Below are 17,521 nucleotides of genomic sequence, written 5' to 3' on the forward strand. Positions count from 1 at the left end.
TTCAGTTGATGCAGCCTTCTCCTTTTGAACCCTTTAGTACGCCAAACTGGCTAAAGCCGAAACAACGCGATCGCGTGTTGCGTATCCCGGCACGCCTGATGTGGGCGTTCTTGTTGTCGCTGGTATTTCACGCGATTTTGTTCTGGGGATTTTTACTCGACTTGCTCAACCCACTTGAAGAGCCTGCGCAAGAGCCTTTGAATATTGTGCTGGATCTTGGAGTGCCTGCGCCTAAAACACCTAAAGTGTCGCCGCCGCCAGAAATGCCGCCGGAGCCGCCGCCGCAGCCCAAACCGAAACCACAGCCCAAGGCTGAGCCAAAATTACCGAAAAAGGTCATTCAATCACAACGGCCAGATAGCCCGTTCAAATTGCCTGAGCCCAGGCCGCAGAACCGGCCTGAGCCAACACCGCCTGTGCCACCGCCGCCGGTGGAGGACTTCTCGAGTATGATCAAACGCAGGCAGTCGGACCGTAATTCAGATGAAATGGCCGCCAAACAGATCAATGATGCCGCTGCGGCTGCCGAGCGTGGGCCCTCAGAAGATGAGCGCCGTACCAAAAACATCATGAATAACCTTAAGTTCGGCACCAATGGTTTATTCCAGATCCGGCGTATGGATCCGTATAACGCGACCTTCAGCTTTAAAGGCTGGGTCAACGATTACACCTCGGCCAATACACAGTATTACGAAGTCGAGGCGCGCAATGGTGAAGATATCCGGCTGGTCATGATGCGGCGCATGATTGCGATTATCCGTGAGCACTACAATGGTGATTTTGACTGGATATCCAACCGCTTGGGGCGCACGATCTCACTGTCGGCAAGGCCAGCGGATAATGCTTTCCTCGAAGATTTTATGATGAAGGAATTCTTCGGGCCCAATTATAAAAACCTGGATATTTACGGGCGCTAGTCATTCTCAGTGATCATGCCAGGCAACTTCGATCATCCTGTTTTATCGAAATCGACATACTGGCAAAGCTATGCCGCCTTGGTTACAGGGTTGGCGCTGGTCTCAGGCATAGGCTTGTATTATTTCTCCGCATTAGGAGTGGCAGTGATCACGCTGCTGTATCTGTTGTGCGTGTTGTGGGCGGCTTATTTTCTACACTTTTTTCATGCTTTGCTGACGGCGGTCATCGCCGTACTGCTGATCAATTACCTTTTTATCGAGCCGCGTTACACCTTTGGTATCGCCAGCCTGCAATCCTGGCTGATGTTGTCGGTATTTGCGGCGCTGGCGCTGATGGTGAGTCGCGCCATGCAGCAACTCAAGCAGCAAAGGCAACAGGCGCAACAGGCGGCCTTGCAGTCGCGGTTTTTCCAGTCATTGGCCGAGTTGCTGGCCATGCAGTCCAGTGTTGAGGGCTTGTTGCAAGCCGCCTGCCAGCATGTCCAAGACGTGTTTGCCTGGCAGGTTAGCGTGGTGCAGTTGTCGGATGCCAATGCATTAACATATTTGGCGGGTGCACCGGTGACCCTTGAAGCCTCAAGTGTGCAATGGGCCTTGGATTACCAGCGCGCGATTGGTGTGGGCACCGCAGACTGGCCAAATCTGGGCGTCTGCCTGTTGCCGTTCGGCGTTCCGCAACGCGAAGTGCTGGTGGTGGCAAGCCATGCATCACCTGACCTGCATTTTTTACGCTTGCTGACCCACCAATGTGCACAAGCGACGATGAAGTTACGCCAACAAATGGCCCTGGCGCAAGCCGCGCGCGATGCCAGTGAGGCCAATTTCAAAAAGACGCTGCTAACCGCCTTGTCGCATGATATGCGTACACCGCTGACCGCCATCCTCGGTGCCGTCAATGTGTTGGCCGATCACCAGATTGTATTGGCGCCAGCGCAGTCTGCGCAGTTATTACATAGCATACAGGCTGAAGCCAGCTATTTAACGCAGGCTACCGAGAACATCCTGACACTGGTGAAACTGGATGCAGGTAGCAGCAGCTTGCATCTGGACTGGGCATCGCCTCAGGAAATTATTCAGCACGTCGTGCAGCGCTATTTGCAACGTACGCCTGCGGTGTTGTTGCAAGTGACATTGCCTGAGGCCGATTCGCAGCAAGAAATACTGTTTAAAGCAGATGCGGTATTGGTGGCGCATGCGCTGGCCAACCTGATCGATAACGCCTTGCAGTGGCGAGAGGCGGATAGCGCCATTGAAGTCGCCATGCACATAGAATCCTCGTCGCTGATTTTGTCAGTACTCAATCAGGGGCCGGGTTTTCCACCAGGTTTTGTGATCTCCGCTTTTGACACACACACACCGGCGATGGCAGGTGTGCGTGGCTTTGGGCTGGGTTTATCGATTGTGGATACCGTGATGCAACTACATGGCGGGCAAGTGCAGCTGGGCACCAGTGCTGACCATCGCACGGAGGTGCGCCTGTTGTTCCCGTTTGTATACGCGGCAGACTTAATCAAGGCCGACACATGAGCCAGCAGGCAACGTTATTATTGGTGGAAGACGACCCGGGCGTGTACCAGTTTCTGCTACCTGCATTGTCTGCGCACGGCTATCGCGTGCAACATGTGCGTGACCTGGCACAGGCGCGTGAGGCCAGCGGCTTTGCCATGGTCATTCTCGACCTGGGTTTGCCAGACGGGCAGGGCGAGCAGTTTATTCCGCAGCTGCGTGCTTATTCGGATGTGCCGATCCTGGTACTGTCTGCCCGCCAGGATGAACTGGATAAAGTACATTGCCTGAACCTGGGTGCAGATGATTACCTGATGAAGCCATTTGGTTTACAGGAGTTGCTGGCGAGGATACAGGTGGCGCTGCGGCGCACAGCCATCATGCAGATGCGTGATCACGTTTATCAACATCAGTCATTAGTGATTAACCGTGCCAGCGGCCTGGTGACCAAACATGGCGAGCAGTTGCATTTGAGCCCGATTGAGCATGCCTTGCTGATGTTGCTGGCCAGCAAACCCGGCACCATTTTTACGCATAGCCAGCTATTGGCGCAGGTGTGGGGGCCGGATTATATCGATGACACGCATTACCTGCGTATCCATATTGGCCGTTTACGCGCCAAACTCGAAGACCATCCCTCTGCACCGCAAACCGTTCTGACTGAGCTCGGCATCGGCTATCGACTCGCCTGAATCAGCCGCTCTTGTTTATGCGATTGATATACCGTTAGCCTCACACTGCCTCCATCAATCAACCACAAGGGGATGTGATGGACAATCTTTCCATACAAAAAAGCAGTTTGGCTGCGCTGGCGCTGGGGGCGATAGGCGTCGTCTACGGCGATATCGGCACCAGCCCGCTCTATACCGTACAAGTCATTTTTAGCGAGAGCACTGGCGTGCCGCTCACCCAGGCCAATATTCTGGGCGCGATCTCGTCTATTTTCTGGTTGCTGATGTTCGTGGTGACCTTTAAATATGTGCTGCTGGTGTTACGCGCGCACAACAAAGGCGAGGGTGGTGTGATGGCCTTGCTGTCACTGGCGGTGTCCAGTTTGCGGCCGCAAGATAAGCGCACCGGTGGTTTGCTATTACTGGGCGTGCTCGGCGCCGCCTTGTTTTATGGTGACAGCGTGCTCACGCCGGCCATTTCCGTACTGTCTGCGGTCGAAGGCCTGCAAGTCGCGTCTCCCACACTGGCTGCGCAGATTCTGCCGATTACGATAGGCATACTTATCGGCCTGTTCTGGTTTCAGCGGCATGGCACACATGCTGTTGGCCGGTTTTTTGGCCCGATTGTGATCGTCTGGTTTCTGGCGCTGGCGGCGATAGGCGTGTGGCAAATCGCACAAGCACCACAAGTGTTGCAGGCACTGCATCCGCAGTATGCCTGGCAGTTCTTGCAAGCGCGTGGTGCCGGTGTATTTATCGCCATCGGTGCAATATTGCTGGCGGTGACCGGCGCGGAGGCGCTGTATGCCGATATGGGCCACTTTGGCCGCCGCGCGATACAACTGGCCTGGCTGGGGCTGGTGTTCCCCTGTTTGGCGTTAAATTACCTGGGGCAGGGCGCATTATTGTTGCAACATCCTGATGCGGTCAGCAATCCGTTCTATTTATCGTTTCCACAACCATTGCTGATTCCAGCCGTGATTCTGGCCACACTGGCGACCATTATTGCTTCGCAAGCGGTAATTTCCGGCGCATTCTCCATGACACGTCAGGCGATTCAATTAGGCTTTTTACCACGGATGCGCATTATCCATACCTCTGCCAGTGAATCCGGGCAGATTTATATTCCCGCAGTGAACTGGGCATTGTTGCTGGCCGTCATCATCGTCTGTCTGGCGTTCCAAAGCTCGTCGGCGCTGGCGTCTGCCTATGGTATCGCTGTTACCGGCACCATGTTCATTACTACTATTTTACTGTTTGTTGTCATGCGTCATCGCTGGCAGTTTCCGGCCTGGTTGGCTTGGCTATTGACCGGTGCCTTGGGCGTGGTGGATGCCGTATTGTTTAGCTCAGCCTCCATGAAGTTTTTGCAGGGTGGCTGGTTCCCGATTGCGTTGAGCATACTGTTGATTGTGCTGATGACCACCTGGAAAAAAGGCCGCTATACACTGCTGAATAGCATGGCTGAGACAGATCCCAAACTGGAGCCGTTGCTCGCTACGCTCGCCAGCAGCACACTGCCGCAGGTACAGAGAACGGCGGTATATATGGTGTCTAACCTCGACACAGTGCCACAGGCTTTAATGCATAACCTCAAGCATAACCAGGTGCTGCATCAGCGTAATTTGTTTGTGAATGTGTCATTTGAAGACGTGCCATTTATGAATACCGCTGAGCGCATCACCACCAAGCGCCTGGCCGATGGCTTCTGGCAAGTGCAATTGCGCTACGGTTTTATGCAGCATGCCGATATTCCGCAAGCCTTATTGCAACTGGATTTGGATGGGCAAACACTGGATCCGTTTACCAACTCCTACTTCCTGAGCCGCGATATCATCGTGCCAGACGTGGGTGGTGCCATGCCACGCTGGCGTGACCAACTGTTTTCCGTAATGTCACGCAATGCCAGCAGCGCAGTCGAGTATTTTAATATCCCGGCCAATAGTGTCATTGAATTGGGTAGCCGCGTACAGATATAAATACACATATCAATGGCGTGCGTTTAAGCATCAAAAGAAAACCCGCCAGTTGGCGGGTTTTTTATTAACAGGCTGCGTTTAGTAATTATCCGTGCCGGTTCTACCCAGGCTGACGCGCTGTTGCGGTGCCCGGCTGATAGTCTCAGTCTCCAGTAACTGGTATTGGTTGACGGTGTCTTGCAGCTTCTCAGCCTGTGTCACTAGAGACATGGCCGCGGCAGCCGCTTCTTCCACCAGTGCCGCATTTTGCTGGGTGACTTCATCCATTTGCGACACCGCCAGGTTGATCTGCTCGATACCACTGCTTTGTTCAACGGATGCGACGGTAATTTCTCCGATCAGCTGTGAAAACTTGCTGATAACGCTGACAAGTTCTTCCATCGTGCCACTTGCCTGTTCTACGTACTGTGAACCGTTGGCGACTTTTTCGGCCGAGTCATTAATCAATACCTTGATTTCCTTGGCGGCGCTGGCAGAGCGCTGTGCCAGGTTGCGCACCTCGCTGGCCACCACCGCAAAGCCACGGCCTTGCTCACCCGCGCGGGCAGCTTCTACGGCGGCATTCAACGCCAGAATATTGGTCTGGAAGGCAATGCCGTCAATCACCGAAATAATCTCTTCAATGCGCGAGGAGCTTTCAGTGATTTCGGTCATGGTGGCCACCACTTTGCCAAACACTTCGCCGCCTTTGGTGGCAATGTCGTTGGCCTGGTCTGTCATGCCATGCGCCAGTTTGGCGTTCTCGGCATTATTTTTCACATTGGTGGCAATTTCCTCCATGCTGGAGGCGGTTTCTTCCAGCGAGCTGGCTTGCTCTTCGGTGCGCTGTGACAAATCATTATTACCAAGCGAGATTTCTGATGCAGCCGAGTTAATGGTTTCGCCAGCGGCCTTGATGGTCGACAAGATGTTGCTCATGGTGTCGACAATCTCGTTGACGCCTTCACACAGCAGCTTGATTTCGCCTTGCTTATTCTCGGTCGCAATGCGTTGGGTCAGGTCATGTGCCTTGGTCGCTGCGACTACTTCGGCGGTTTCGTGTACCGCTTGTGACATGGCCTGGGCTTCAGCCACTTTGGCACTAATGTCGGTGGCATATTTCACCACTTTGAATGGTTTGCCTTCGTCATTAAAAATCGGGTTATAACTGGCTTGCAGCCAGATTTCCCTGCCGCCTTTACCTACGCGTTTATATTGGCCATCGTCGGCTTCGCCGCGGCCCAGTTGATCCCAAAACTGTTTATATTCCGGGCTGCTTTTATAAGCGGATTCAACGAACATCTGGTGATGCTGGCCAATGATTTCCTGCTTACTGTAGCCGGTGACAGCAGCAAAGTTATCGTTCACGGCAGTGATCTTGCCTGTGAGGTCAAACTCAATCACGCCCATGACTTTACTGATAGCACTGATCTGGCCGGCGAAATCTGCGTTCCTCAGTTTTTCGGCGGTGATATCCGTCGCATATTTCACCACTTTAAATGGCTTGCCTTCGGCATCAAAAATCGGGTTATAACTGGCTTGCAGCCAGATTTCCTTGCTGCCTTTGCCTACACGTTTATATTGGCCTTCATCCGCTTCACCGCGGCCGAGCTTGTCCCAAAATTTCGTGTATTCAGGGCTATTTCTATAGGCCGCTTCAACAAACATCTGGTGATGCTGGCCAATGATTTCCTGCTTACTGTAGCCGGTGACAGCAGCAAAGTTATCGTTCACGGCAGTGATCTTGCCTGTGAGGTCAAACTCAATCACGCCCATGACTTTACTGATAGCACTGATCTGGCCGGCGAAATCTGCGTTCCTCAGTTTTTCGGCGGTGATATCCGTCGCATATTTCACCACTTTAAATGGCTTGCCTTCGGCATCAAAAATAGGGTTATAGCTGGCTTGCAGCCAGATTTCCTTGCCGCCTTTGCCTATGCGTTTATATTGGCCTTCGTCGGCTTTACCGCTGCCCAGCTTTTCCCAAAACAGTTTGTATGACTGGCTGTTTTTGTCAGCGGCTTCGATAAACATACTATGGTGCTGACCAATGATTTCCTGCTTGCTATAACCAGTCACAGCGGCAAAGTTGTCATTCACGTCAGTGATCTTGCCTGTGAGGTCAAATTCAATCACGCCCATGACTTTGCTAATGGCATCAATTTGCCCGGAAAAGTTGGCATTTCTGCGTTTGTCAGCTGTGATGTCAGTCGCATATTTGACCACTTTAAATGGCTTGCCTTCGGCATCAAAAATCGGGTTATAGCTGGCTTGTAACCAGACTTCTTTGCCGCCTTTACCCAGGCGCTTATATTGGCCTTCATGCGGTTCGCCACGGCCTAAATTGTCCCAGAACTGTTTGTATTCCTGGCTACTTTTATCCGCCGCGGTGACAAACATACTGTGATGCTGGCCAATGATCTCTTGTTTACTGTAGCCAGTGGCGGCAGCAAAATTATCGTTAACGGCAGTGATGTTGCCTTTGAGGTCAAACTCAATCACGCCCATGACTTTGCTAATGGCTTCAATTTGCCCACATAGGTCACTCGTTGGCTGTCGTTGCTCGGTCGATGAGGTGCTCTTCAGTTTATTCAGTATGGCCAGGCGCATGGTTTTTTCTCCGGGTACTGCAACAATTAAATAGGTATCGTGACAATTATCTTCCTGCATTAAATCAAGATTGTCGGCAATATAATTGATGAAAGAAAACAGTGTTTTAGGGCCATTTCTTGAATAAGCAGCCGAGATTTACCTTTTATTGCGAAGTTGGTTGTAATCAACCAATGCAATAGGCAATAAAAAACCCGCCAGTGGCGGGTTCTGCGATAAAAAATAGCATTAGTGGTCGCTACTGCCATGTCCGGCAATTCTATCCATCCAGGCAAACAACACGCCGGTGATGATAAAGGTCAGGTGGATGCCGACCAGCCATGCCATTTGCTCGGTGCTGAACGAAGCGGTGCCTGAGCTCTGGTGCACAAAGGCTTTCAGCAGGTCGATGGCGGAAATCGCAACGATAGAGCCGATCAACTTCAGTTTCAGGCCAGAGTAATCCACTTTACCCATCCACTCCGGGCGGTCTTCGCTATCCGCAGTATCAATGCGCGAGACAAAGTTTTCGTAACCGCTGAAAATCACCATAATCAGCAAGTTGCCCACTAGGGTGATATCTACTAATGCCAGCAGGGAAAGCACGGTTTCCTGTTCGGAGAAGCTAGCCAAGTGTACGGCGATATGAAAGAACTCCTGGCCAAATTTCACCAGCAAAATAAACAAGCCACCCACCAGGCCCAGATACATAGGCGCCATCAACCAGCGACTCTGGAAAATCCAGCCTTCTAAAATCTTTTCTAAATAACGTCCCATACAAACTCCAAATTAAAACACTGCGCTAATGCACATATCACTATTTTCCAGCATCAGTATGCTGACCTACTATGACGCCGCCATGATTGCAGCGTTCATTTCAAGCGCAACGATGATTCATGTTTACTAGAATTGTGTCAGCATCTCGCGCACGGCTTCTTCATCAATCCCCTTACCAATAATCACAATCCGGCTAATCGGTTCTTCTTCATCCCAACCTTCAAGCAGCGTGGGCGGATAGGGCGTGAAATGCACGGCGTGTATTGCCAATGGCGCAGGAGCGTCTTCCACGTGCAAAATGCCTTTTAAACGCAGCAATTTTTCACCGTGCGTCTGGCACAGTTTCAGAATCACGCCTTTAAAGTCAGACCACGTCATCGGCTTGGGCAAGTAGACGGTAAATGTGTTCACATCATCATGCACAGGCGCTTTGGGTAAGGTGCCTTTCTTGCCTGCACTAAAGCCGCTGGCAGGCGCTCGCAACCAGCGCTGCGGATTCGCCTGCTTGCTGGCGAAGTCAAACAACCCGACATCAATAATCTGCATCGGGTCGATTTCACCATGCAACACAAACTGCTGCGTTGCATTTGGGTTAATCTCGCTCAGCTTGGCCTGCAACGCGCTAATCTGCTCAGGCGTCGCCGTGTCAGACTTGGTAATCAGCAATACATCTGCGACGGCAGCTTGCTTGAGTGCTTCTTTCTGCTCTGCAATCTGATGCAAGCCGTAAGCCGCATCAATCGTCACTACCACCGCATCTAGGCGATACACCGATTCAATCACCGGCTCATTCATCAGGTTAGCTAAAATCGGGCCAGGGTCGGCCATGCCTGTGGTTTCAATCACCAGACGGTTAAATTCCGGCACCGCCTGCAAACTGCGCTTAAAAAACAAATCGCGCATGGTATCGGCCAACTCGTTTTTGAGCGAGCAGCACAAACAGCCAGAACTCAACAATACCGTGTTATCGGCAATATGCTCGCTCTCAATGGTTTGCGAAATCTGGCTATTGGCAAAGATCTGGTCCAAACCTGCTTCGCCGAGCTCATTAATGATCACGGCGGTGTCTTTCATCGCGGGGTTATACAGCAGTTTATTAAGCAGGGTGGTTTTGCCACTGCCCAAAAAACCTGTGAGCAGCGTGACGGGGATACGTTTATCCATATAAATTCTAATAAAACGAGTGTGGCGGTATTTTAACGCGGATGATTGTTAGGGATGCTAAGTGTTTCTACTTATATGGCGATTCGGTGTTGAATCACAAGTGATAGGCAAATAAAAAGCCTCAATTAGTTGAGGCTTTTCGAGCCCAGATTGGCTCACCACTATTGATCAAACTAGTAACTGGAGCATACAAGTTGTATGGTAGTAACTACCTCAATAAACTGGTGTAAGAATTAAGTCATTAATTTCCACTAGGTTTTAATTGCGAAAATATGTCACTTATATTGTCTGGCTGTAATGCCCATCTGTAAGCGGGATGGATTTCCCAATCAAACCCAAAGTCCACAAACTTATGGGAGAGGTATCTGCTTTCTTCAAAGTATCTTCTATCAATTACCTCACCTTGATCCTTTCTTGCAGTTAAAAAGTTTATTTTGTACATAAATGCTGCAATATCTTTTTCATCAGCGGCTTTTCCATTTGCAAATTTAAAGGTGCCACCTTGTTGAATGTTTTTGATTTTCTTTAATAGTGATTCAGTAGTGTAGACGTATCCAAGTTTAGTTTTTCTTTCTTCTTTGGATGGTTTCATACCAAACAACAATCTTTCTATGTCAGGTAGTTCTGATCGGTATTCATTTACCGTATCTTGAAGTCTACCTTGGGAGTACTCTTCAAAAACACTTTCAAAAGATTTCGTCCCAATTTTATCCGTTTTAAATGATCTTGCATTGCGAGCAGCTAAGGTGCAAAGCTTGACAAGGTCACGTGGTCTTTTTCTTATTAGAGACATCAACATTCTATGTGTTGGAATATTCTCCCAATTACCTCGGCCATTAAAAAAAGGCTCCAAAATATCATTGAGATGTGTAGCAAGTTTAGCTTGGTCAAGTTTGATTAAAACGTCAGTATCAAATTTTCTACCGAAATACTGATCAACCCTTTTAACTAGCAATGCGAGGATTTCATGGTTTGTCCATGAAAACCAAATCACGGAGCCTTCAATTTTATCTGTTGACTCATCAGATGTTCGTGCCAAATAATAAACGTCTGATCTTAAGCTAACCCTAAAGGAGATTCCTTTACTTTCTGCCGATATGTCTCGTACAGCATTTAGTAGGGCTGAAATTTTACGTATATCGTTTGGCCTTCCTTGCCAGCCACGATCTAAGTCATCAAGATATACATATATCTTTCCTGTTTTGAGGAAGTCTTCGATAATTTTACGCTTGGACTCTTGAAGGTTTATGTAATCGCTTGCTTTAAATGTCGCCTGCAAGAAATCGATTACTTTCCCACCATATTCATTTACCTTTCCGCGAATACCATCAAAGCCTAAACCAAAAGATATTAGTGCTTTACGTGAGATGATTTCAGTAATGCCTGACTTCCACTCTCTAATTAGTTTGAGAATGTCGGTTTCTGAGTCGCCTATTCCGACAATATCGTCAGGTTTGATTAGTATCGATAATTTTCCTCGTAATGCCTCTTCAGACATTGCAACATGAAATAAAGCGGATTTACCGATACCCTTGTGACCAACGAGTACTCTTAATGGAAGATCATTGGCTACTTGTTCAAAAACATTTCCTTTTAAATAATAACCTCTAAGTCTTTCAATATCTTCATCTTCTGCAGCTTCGTGGCCAAAGACCGTTGCTATATTTTCTTCTGTAAACTCCATTTTTATAAGCCTTTCACCCTAGGTAAAGTTGATCGCGCCAAATGCCCATTGATGTAACACGGGTGGCTATAAATACTTTAATAATATTAATACAGATGTTTTGGGGTCAGAGTAAAAATTAAAACCTTCTAAGCTGCCTTCTGCTCTAACGGTTTTATTTTAGTCAGCGTCTCGGCCATCCGCTGCTTTTGTGTAGCAGTTTCATAATCCATTTGTAAGCCAGTCCAAAATGCATCATTTAATCCAAAGTACTTGGATAAACGTAAGCCGGTATCAACGGTAATTGCTCGTTTACCGGCAATAATTTCGGCGATGCGTGCTTGCGAGACGCCAATCTCTTTTGCCAGGCGGTATTGGGTAATGCCATGAGGCTTTAAAAACTCCTCAAGTAATATTTCACCTGCGGTAGGGTATGCAACTTCACGCATAGGTTTACTCCTTGTTGGGGTGGTTAGTGGTAATCCACAATTTCAACATCAAACGCCTGCCCATTCTCGAATCTGAAACAAATACGCCACTGGTCATTGATTCTGATGCTGAATTGGCCTTTACGGTCACCTTTTAAAGCTTCGAGACGGTTGTTGGAGGGTATTCGCAATTCTTCAACACGTAATACCCGATTGAGCATGGCCAGTTTACGCATGGCGACTGTTTCAATATTCACAAATCTAGCAATACGGGTGCCATTAAATAACAGGGCTACGTCGTTATCTTTAAAGGATTCGATCATCATTAAATACTATCGTATGGCGATAGTATTGTAAAGTGATCTCAATTTGTAATCGATAGCGCTTAAGCTGTGGGCTCATTAGTTGAAGTTTCGAGTACCGATAGCATCGTCACAAGATGCTTATCCAACTGTTTGCGCGATTCAGTGGGCAATAAGTCGAGTATGGCTTGCTCATTGGCGATATGGGCTTCCACGGCTTGATTGATCAAGTTTAGTCCAGCTTCTGTGAGTTGCACGAGCATACTGCGCAGGTCTTCACTGCTTTTGACGCGCTCTACCAGCCCCACCTTTTCCAACCGTTGTAACCTATGCGTCATCGTGCCTGAGGTAACCATGAGGGATGAGTAGAGGGCCGTTGGGGCCAGGCTGTAAGGGTGGCCCGCGCGCCTTAAAGTTGCGAGTACATCAAATTCCCAACTAGTCATGCCAAAGTGTTCAAAGGTTTGGTCTAGCTTGCGCCTGAGCAACATTTCGCAGCGCGCGAGGCGGCCAATCAAGCCCATGGGGCTTGGGTCGAGGTCGGGGCGTTCGCGTCGCCATTGGTTCATGATGTGGTCGACAGCGTCTTCTTTTTTGCTCATATTTGCTCCTGCATTTATCTTGACTTCAAGATAAATTAACCGTAGTCTGAATATATCTTGAACTCAAGATATATGTGATATTAACCTACTGTGGGGGACGCGTGTGATGAAAGCAGGGCGCTTGTGGTTGATGGTTGCAATTCTGTTAGTCGCTGTCAATTTACGCCCGGCGATGGCGGCACTTGGCCCGTTGCTGGATTTAATTCAGCAAGGCACTGGCCTGGATGCGACAGGGGCGGGTTTGCTGACCACATTGCCTGTATTTTTGATGGGCTTGGGGGCATTGTTGTCGCAGTCTTTGCGCCGAAAACTGGGTGAGGTGAACGGTGTTACCTTGGGGGTAATATTGATTATGCTGGCTTGTGCTGCCCGCGGTTATTGGGATTCTGCGTTGGCGATGTTAACCAGTGCTGCGGTGGTTGGGGTGGGGGTTGCGCTGGTGCAGGCATTATTGCCCGGCTTGATCAAAGAACACTTTGGGGCAGCCACGGGCCGTATGATGGGTTTGTATACCACCGGCATTATGGGCGGCGCTGCTGTGGCCGCGGCGAGTGCCGCCCGGCTGAATGAAACACTGGGTTGGCAGCACACATTGGCTTGGTGGGCCTTGCCCGCATTGCTGGCATTGATTGTCTGGATCACCGCTACGGCACCGCGTAAACGGCCAGCAGTCATTCAAACGCAGCATGCGCCCATGCAGTTTTGGCGCTATAGCAGAGCCTGGACACTAATGCTGTTTTTCGGCATTGGCACCGGCGTCTATACACTGATTCTTGCCTGGTTGCCGCCGTTTTATGTCGAGCTCGGCCAGAGCCGCCAGTTAGCCGGAGATATATTGGCGGGTTTGACATTAACCGAGGTGATTGCAGGAGTGATTGTTTCAGCCATGGTGAGTAAATCTCATGATCGCCGCCCATTGCTCTTTACCGCGTTGGGTTGCACGCTGGCCGGGCTGGCAGTGATGATTATGGCACCCATCAGCCTTGCATTCGCGGCCATGGTGTTGCTAGGGCTGGGGGTTGGGGCGTTATTCCCATTGTCACTTATTTTGGCGATGGACCATTTGGATGATCCCAGATTCTCTGGCGACCTGGCGGCGTTTGTGCAAGGTGGCGGTTATATGATCGCCAGTTTAATGCCGTTCCTGGCGGGTTGGGTGAAGAGCGAGTTTGCCCACTTGTCATGGGCATGGATAGGCGTTTTGGTGGCAGTCTTTTTCATCACCTTGCTTGCCGCACGATTCTCACCGGCAAGTTATCGCAAGGCATTTTCTGGCTGATCGTGCTTATGCTTGAGTTGCTCTGATATCTTGCCGAAGGCTGTGTATAAATGCTTGAAATGCCTGTGCAGGCAGCGGCTTCGAGAATAAATACCCTTGCACTTCATCGCAGCCGGATTCACGTAAATGCTTGAGCATGGCTTCGTCTTCCACGCCTTCGGCAATCACATCCAGATTCAAAGTATGCGCCATTTGTACAATGGCACGGACGATGGCAGCGTCGTTGGGATCAGTGTTGATATCGCGCACAAAGGATTGGTCAATTTTGAGGCGATCGATATTAAACTTTTTGAGGTAGGCGAGGCTGGAGTAGCCGGTGCCGAAGTCATCGATGGCGAGTTTGACGCCTAGTTGTTTGAGGGTGTCGAGCTGGGCGAGCAGGTGGTCTATGTCTTCGAGCAGGATGGATTCAGTAAGCTCTAGCTCCAGCAGGCGCGGCTCAAGGCCGGTTTTTTCGAGCGCTTTAATAATCACCTTGTCCAAATTGCCGCGACGGAATTGCACGGCAGAGACGTTGACGGCAATCCTGAGTGGCGGCAGGTCATTTTTTTGCCATTCCATGGCCTGGCGGCAGGCTTCTTCTATCACCCATTCGCCGATATCGACAATAAGGCCGGTTTGCTCGGCAATGGCGATAAATTGCGCCGGGGGTTGCAGGCCATTTTGCGGATGATGCCAGCGTATAAGTGCTTCGGCGCCGATCACTTGCGCGCTGCTAAGGTTGATTTGCGGCTGGTAATGTAATTCAAACTGGCGATGCGCCAGGGCTTCGCGCAGGCCATAGGCGATATTCAAATAGTGCAGGCTATCGTTGTTGAGCTTTTCGGTAAAGAAACGGGCCGTGTTACGGCCTTCTTCTTTGGCTTGCGACATAGCTTTGCGGGCGCGGCCAAACAGTTTTTCAAAGTCGTTGCCATCGGTGGGGTAAACGGCGACGCCGACTGAGCAGGAGGTGGAAATATTGTTACCGGCAAACGCGAACGGCGACGAGATTTCGTTGAGTAGGGTATCGACGATATAGCTGATGGATTCATCATCGTGCATATTGTTGAGCAGGATAATGAACTCATCCCCGCCATGGCGGCAGATGCTGTCTGTTTCACGCAAACAGGCTTTGAGACGCTCGGCAAATAGCCGCAGCAGTTTGTCGCCCGAGGCATAGCCCAATGAGTCATTGAGGAACTTGAAGTTATCCAGGTTGAGCGCAAGCAGGCCGATTTTGCTGTTAGCCGCCGCGGCAATAGAGACTGCGTTTTCCAGCCGGTCTCTAAACAATGTAATATCCGGCAGTCCGGTGAGGGCGTCGTGCGAGGAGAGGTACTGGATCTCTTTTTGCGCCGACTTGAGGTCACTGAGATCACTGAAGGTGCCAACATAGTGTGTGACTTCACCGACTGTATTTTTGACTTCAGTGATAGATAGCCATTCGGGGAACACTTCGCCGTTTTTGCGCCGGTTCCAGATTTCGCCGCGCCAATGACCAAAGTTGGTGACACTTTCCCACAGGTTGCGATAAAAGCCTGCATCGTGCAGGCCAGAGGAGAGGACTTTAGGCGTTTTGCCTTTAATGTCGTCGATGGTAAAGCCTTGCATCCTGGTGAATGCCGGATTCACAGACAAAATCACATGGTGCACATCGGTCACCATAATGCCTTGCTCGCTGCCTTCGAACACTTTTTCAAACTGGCGCAGGCTTTCCTGGTATTTATTGCGGTTGAGCGCAATGCCGATAATGGCTGAGCCGATTTCAAGCAGCATGCGGTGAAACTGGCTGGACTCGCGGTGCTCAAAGCTGGAGAGGGCAAAGGTGCCGATCACCCTGTTTTCGGCAGAAAAAATCGGGATAGACCAGCAGGATTTGACGTTGAATTCATAGGCCAGATGGCGAATGTCATGCCAGCGCTCGTCAGTAAAGGTATTGCTGACATATTGCACTTTTTGCTGGTAGATGACATTGCCGCAGGAACCGCCCCCCGGGCTGGGCCGCAAACCATTGATTTTCTGGATTTGTACGGGTGTCAGGCTGGGCGCTGCATAGACATTGAGCAATTCGTTGTTATCGTCCATCAGCATGACGGAACTGAAGGCGTTGGTGAGCAGGTTTTCTGCCAGGCGGCAGATCTGGTTGATCACTTCCATGTGATCGGCACCACGCGCCACTGACTCCAGAATGGCACGTTGCAGGGTGAGCAACTGGTTTTGTTCTTCAATAGACAGCGGCCCGCTGTCTATGCGGGGGGGAGTTAGAACCGATGACGCTGAAACAGTAGGGTGTGCGCTCAAGGGGTGTCCAGTCTTTTAGAGAATGGTTCGTTTGCTAATCAGTGTTCCTCTTTTGTCAATTGATGTCAATAGTCCTTAAACTAGCTGGCCTGCTTTTCCAGCTGCGGCATCACCCATTTGCGGAACATCAGTGGCGTAATCATGGTGGTCACTACCCCCATCAGCACCAGTACCGAGAACAAGTCCTGGCCAATAAAGCCGCGGTCATAGGCAATGCTGGCAATCACCAGCTCCATCACGCCACGACCATTAAGAATAAAGCCTATGCCCAGTGAATCACTTTTGGAGAGACCGATAAGCCGTCCGCCCACCCACCCGGCGAGGATCTTGGTCAGGATAGACACCACCAGCACCACGGCAACAAACCAGAAGGAGTCGATGACTTGAACTTTGAATTCCAAGCCGAGGTAGGCAAAAAATACCGGTGCCAGAAAGCCGCCGGTAATCGAACTCAAGGTGAGCTCGAGTTCTTTGTAGCGTGAGGGCAGGAAAAACTTGCGGTCTATGAGCAAGGCGCCAAAAAATGCGCCGATGACAAAATGAAAACCAAGTGCTGCGCTGACTGAGCCAAAGATGAGTACCAGCAGCAGTAGCAGGCCGAACAGGGCTTCATTGCCAATCAAATCAACCAGTTTCTCTGACCACTGGTCTATGCTGATGCCTTTTTCAATCACTTTTTTAATGATCAGGCTAACGCTGACGATCAATACAATCAGCAAAATCAGTTTCCAGCTGGCATGAAAAATAGCGCTACCGACGGCCTGGTAGGATTTTTGTTCTGGCAGGTTAAGAATCACGCCCAAGACCAGCAGGGCCGCGATATCGTTAAAAATGGCAGTCGCGACTGAATAGCGTGCAATGTTAGAGTCCAGCAGCTTAAAGCTTTGCAGGATGCTGACGGTGACGGGCAATGCGGTAATCGAGACGCACAGGCCAAGGAAAATCGTCCGGCTGACATCGAGGCCAAAACCGACGCCGACCAGAATGCCGCCGGTGAGCGGTAACAAAAAGCCCAGCAATGCGATGACGACGCCCTTGCCACGCATGGAGTCGATCACCTCTTTGAAGTTCATCTCCAGACCGGCAGACAATACGATCAGAAATACGGCGAACTCTGAAATGCCCGACAGCGCAGGCGTCGGTGAAATCAGGTTGAAAATACTGGGGCCTAAAATCACCCCTGCCAGCATTTCACCAATAATAGCGGGTTGGTTAAAACGGCTGAATACTTGGCCTAGCAGGCGGGCGGTGACGATGAGGATAAGCAAGGTAGTCAGTAACGGCATGATGTTCTCTTGGTTTTTTTCACATGACAGCTGCCTGCGTCAGATGGATCTATCGGTCAAACTTAACATACAGTAAAAATACATTCTTGTATGTAT

General features: G+C 50.1%; 14 protein-coding genes. 5 read left to right on the top strand and 9 right to left on the bottom strand.

Annotated elements, in window-relative coordinates; genetic code table 11:
• The first annotated feature begins 8 nt into the window (after window positions 1–8).
• From MET42_RS0106230 to MET42_RS0106245, 4 genes are all read left to right on the top strand, one after another.
• A complete protein-coding gene (locus MET42_RS0106230) occupies window positions 9–917 on the top strand; it encodes a hypothetical protein (RefSeq protein ID WP_019881980.1) in 909 nt (302 codons plus the stop codon).
• Window positions 918–995: 78 nt separating this feature from the next.
• On the top strand, window positions 996–2,444 hold the full coding sequence (locus tag MET42_RS0106235; RefSeq protein ID WP_232411349.1) for a DUF4118 domain-containing protein: 1,449 nt from the start codon (window positions 996–998) through the stop codon (window positions 2,442–2,444).
• On the top strand, window positions 2,441–3,115 hold the full coding sequence (locus tag MET42_RS0106240) for a winged helix-turn-helix domain-containing protein (protein WP_019881982.1): 675 nt from the start codon (window positions 2,441–2,443) through the stop codon (window positions 3,113–3,115). Before MET42_RS0106235 ends, MET42_RS0106240 begins: the two co-directional genes overlap by 4 nt.
• 77 nt (window positions 3,116–3,192) lie before the next feature.
• A complete protein-coding gene (locus tag MET42_RS0106245) occupies window positions 3,193–5,073 on the top strand; it encodes a potassium transporter Kup (RefSeq protein ID WP_019881983.1) in 1,881 nt (626 codons plus the stop codon).
• Window positions 5,074–5,151: 78 nt separating this feature from the next.
• Here the strand turns inward: MET42_RS0106245 and MET42_RS0106250 are convergent, their stop codons facing one another.
• The 7 genes from MET42_RS0106250 to MET42_RS0106280 all read right to left on the bottom strand — a co-directional run bounded on the left by MET42_RS0106250 (window position 5,152) and on the right by MET42_RS0106280 (window position 12,577).
• Window positions 5,152–7,662: a methyl-accepting chemotaxis protein gene (locus MET42_RS0106250; protein WP_019881984.1), complete on the bottom strand. Its 2,511-nt coding sequence runs from the start codon at window positions 7,660–7,662 to the stop codon at window positions 5,152–5,154.
• Between the two features lie 228 nt (window positions 7,663–7,890).
• Window positions 7,891–8,418: a TIGR00645 family protein gene (locus MET42_RS0106255; protein ID WP_019881985.1), complete on the bottom strand. Its 528-nt coding sequence runs from the start codon at window positions 8,416–8,418 to the stop codon at window positions 7,891–7,893.
• Window positions 8,419–8,544: 126 nt separating this feature from the next.
• Window positions 8,545–9,582, bottom strand: coding sequence for a GTP-binding protein (locus tag MET42_RS0106260; RefSeq protein ID WP_019881986.1), 1,038 nt, complete (start codon window positions 9,580–9,582; stop codon window positions 8,545–8,547).
• A gap of 241 nt (window positions 9,583–9,823) precedes the next feature.
• Window positions 9,824–11,266 (bottom strand): P-loop ATPase, Sll1717 family, encoded by a 1,443-nt coding sequence (locus MET42_RS0106265; RefSeq protein WP_019881987.1) that lies wholly within the window; start codon window positions 11,264–11,266, stop codon window positions 9,824–9,826.
• Between the two features lie 128 nt (window positions 11,267–11,394).
• The gene (locus MET42_RS0106270) at window positions 11,395–11,694 is read right to left on the bottom strand and encodes a HigA family addiction module antitoxin (RefSeq protein WP_019881988.1); all 300 of its coding nucleotides are present in this window, start codon (window positions 11,692–11,694) and stop codon (window positions 11,395–11,397) included.
• Between the two features lie 23 nt (window positions 11,695–11,717).
• Window positions 11,718–11,999, bottom strand: coding sequence for a type II toxin-antitoxin system RelE/ParE family toxin (locus MET42_RS0106275; RefSeq protein ID WP_019881989.1), 282 nt, complete (start codon window positions 11,997–11,999; stop codon window positions 11,718–11,720).
• A 59-nt stretch (window positions 12,000–12,058) separates the two neighbouring features.
• Window positions 12,059–12,577, bottom strand: coding sequence for a MarR family winged helix-turn-helix transcriptional regulator (locus MET42_RS0106280; RefSeq protein ID WP_019881990.1), 519 nt, complete (start codon window positions 12,575–12,577; stop codon window positions 12,059–12,061).
• Between the two features lie 106 nt (window positions 12,578–12,683).
• Between MET42_RS0106280 and MET42_RS0106285 the strand changes: the two genes are divergently transcribed.
• On the top strand, window positions 12,684–13,856 hold the full coding sequence (locus MET42_RS0106285) for an MFS transporter (RefSeq protein WP_029512348.1): 1,173 nt from the start codon (window positions 12,684–12,686) through the stop codon (window positions 13,854–13,856).
• A 6-nt stretch (window positions 13,857–13,862) separates the two neighbouring features.
• Here MET42_RS0106285 and MET42_RS0106290 read toward each other — a convergent pair whose 3' ends face one another.
• Both MET42_RS0106290 and MET42_RS0106295 read right to left on the bottom strand, forming a co-directional pair.
• Complete coding sequence (locus MET42_RS0106290; protein WP_232411351.1) at window positions 13,863–16,139, bottom strand: EAL domain-containing protein; 2,277 nt, start codon at window positions 16,137–16,139, stop codon at window positions 13,863–13,865.
• Between the two features lie 80 nt (window positions 16,140–16,219).
• The gene (locus MET42_RS0106295) at window positions 16,220–17,425 is read right to left on the bottom strand and encodes a cation:proton antiporter (protein ID WP_019881993.1); all 1,206 of its coding nucleotides are present in this window, start codon (window positions 17,423–17,425) and stop codon (window positions 16,220–16,222) included.
• Window positions 17,426–17,521: the final 96 nt, after the last annotated feature.

Origin of the sequence: Methylophilus sp. 42 (assembly GCF_000384155.1) — a bacterium.
Taxonomy (GTDB): domain Bacteria; phylum Pseudomonadota; class Gammaproteobacteria; order Burkholderiales; family Methylophilaceae; genus Methylophilus.